This is a genomic window from Polyangium sorediatum (assembly GCF_029946465.1).
Classification (GTDB): domain Bacteria; phylum Myxococcota_A; class Polyangia; order Polyangiales; family Polyangiaceae; genus Polyangium; species Polyangium fumosum.
In genome coordinates this window covers 1-1,225 of record NZ_JARZHI010000170.1, presented here as the reverse complement: position 1 = coordinate 1,225, position 1,225 = coordinate 1, and the positions used below count along the sequence as shown (strand labels likewise).

Annotated in this window: 1 protein-coding gene and 1 pseudogene; both read right to left on the bottom strand. The window is 65.1% G+C overall.

From position 1 onward, the window contains the following. Nucleotides 1-122: 122 nt before the first annotated feature. Entirely contained in the window at nucleotides 123-317 is a 195-nt protein-coding gene (locus QHF89_RS49860; RefSeq protein ID WP_136973424.1) for a DUF6884 domain-containing protein, read from the bottom strand. A 128-nt stretch (nucleotides 318-445) separates the two neighbouring features. Then, nucleotides 446-1,108: pseudogene (gene recA / locus QHF89_RS49855) on the bottom strand (recombinase RecA); the annotation flags it as partial. Between the last annotated feature and the right edge of the window lie 117 nt (nucleotides 1,109-1,225).

Genomic DNA, 1,225 nt, shown 5'->3' with positions numbered 1-1,225 from the left:
TGGCAGAGACGAACCGCCTCTGCCTTGAACTCCGCGCTGAACGACCTCCGCTTCCGCCTCGCCATGGAACTCTCCTAGCGCATCTCCGCGCCTTTGGGTTTGTCCACGGATCCGGGGGAGGATCACTTCGGGGCGACCGCGCCGTAGAAGGCGGAGACGATGACCACCACGTCGCACGTCTTCTCGGCGTACTGATAAGCCGCACGAAACAGCGGTGAAATGTAGAAGTCCTTGGCCGGTGCCGGTTTCTTGCTCTTCAGAGCCGAACAGCCCACGAGAGCGACCCGCTTGGCGCCCGGCTGCTTCTCCGTGAACATGAACCCTCCGAGAGGGCTGTGCGCGCGTCAGAAGTCCTGCGAGTTGCCTCGGCGACTCCAACGACGCGCTGGTCTCTACTTCTTCTTGCCCGCGTGATGACGCACTGGCGTCCGCACAGGCCCCTCAACTACTCCGCAGCCGACCGCTGCGCGAGGGAGTGTTCGACCGCGCTCCGGATCGCCGCTCCCAGCGGACCCTTGATCGCCTCGCGCGCCTTCTCCCGGCCCTGACCGAGCGTCTCCCCGCGGAAGGACAAGTACGCGCCGGTCTTCTCGACGATGCCGTGGGCGACGGCGAAGTCGAGCAGATCCCCGGCCGCGTCAATCCCCGTTCCCCAGCGAATGTCGAACTCTGCCTCCCGGAACGGCGGCGCGCACTTGTTCTTCACGACCTTCACGCGCGTCTTCGAGCCCAGCACCTCCTCGCCAACCTTGAGCGCCCCGACGCGACGCACGTCCAGGCGCACGCTCGCGTAGAACTTGAGCGCATTGCCGCCCGTGGTCGTCTCGGGGCTGCCGAAAAGGACGCCGATCTTGTGCCGGAGCTGGTTGATGAAGATGAGCAGCGTTTCGGTCCGGTACGCGATGGCCGTGAGCTTGCGCAGGGCCTGGCTCATGAGCCGCGCCTGGAGGCCCATGTGCGCGTCACCCATGTCGCCCTCGATCTCGGCCTTCGGTGTCAAAGCCGCGACCGAGTCGATTACGATGACGTCGACCGCGCCGGAGCGAGTCAGCGTCTCGACGATCTCGAGGGCCTGCTCGCCGTTGTCCGGCTGCGAGATGCGAATTTCGCGCGATCGTGACCACCCGTTTCGCGGCATCGTGACCACCTGTTTCGCGGCATCGTGACCACCTGTTTCGCCATCGTGACCACCTGTTTCGCCATCGTGACCACCTGTTTCGCCATC

Bases quoted from the DNA above. Each gene is read 5' to 3' on its own strand.
- QHF89_RS49860 (WP_136973424.1), bottom strand. From the start codon at position 317: ATGTTCACGGAGAAGCAGCCGGGCGCCAAGCGGGTCGCTCTCGTGGGC.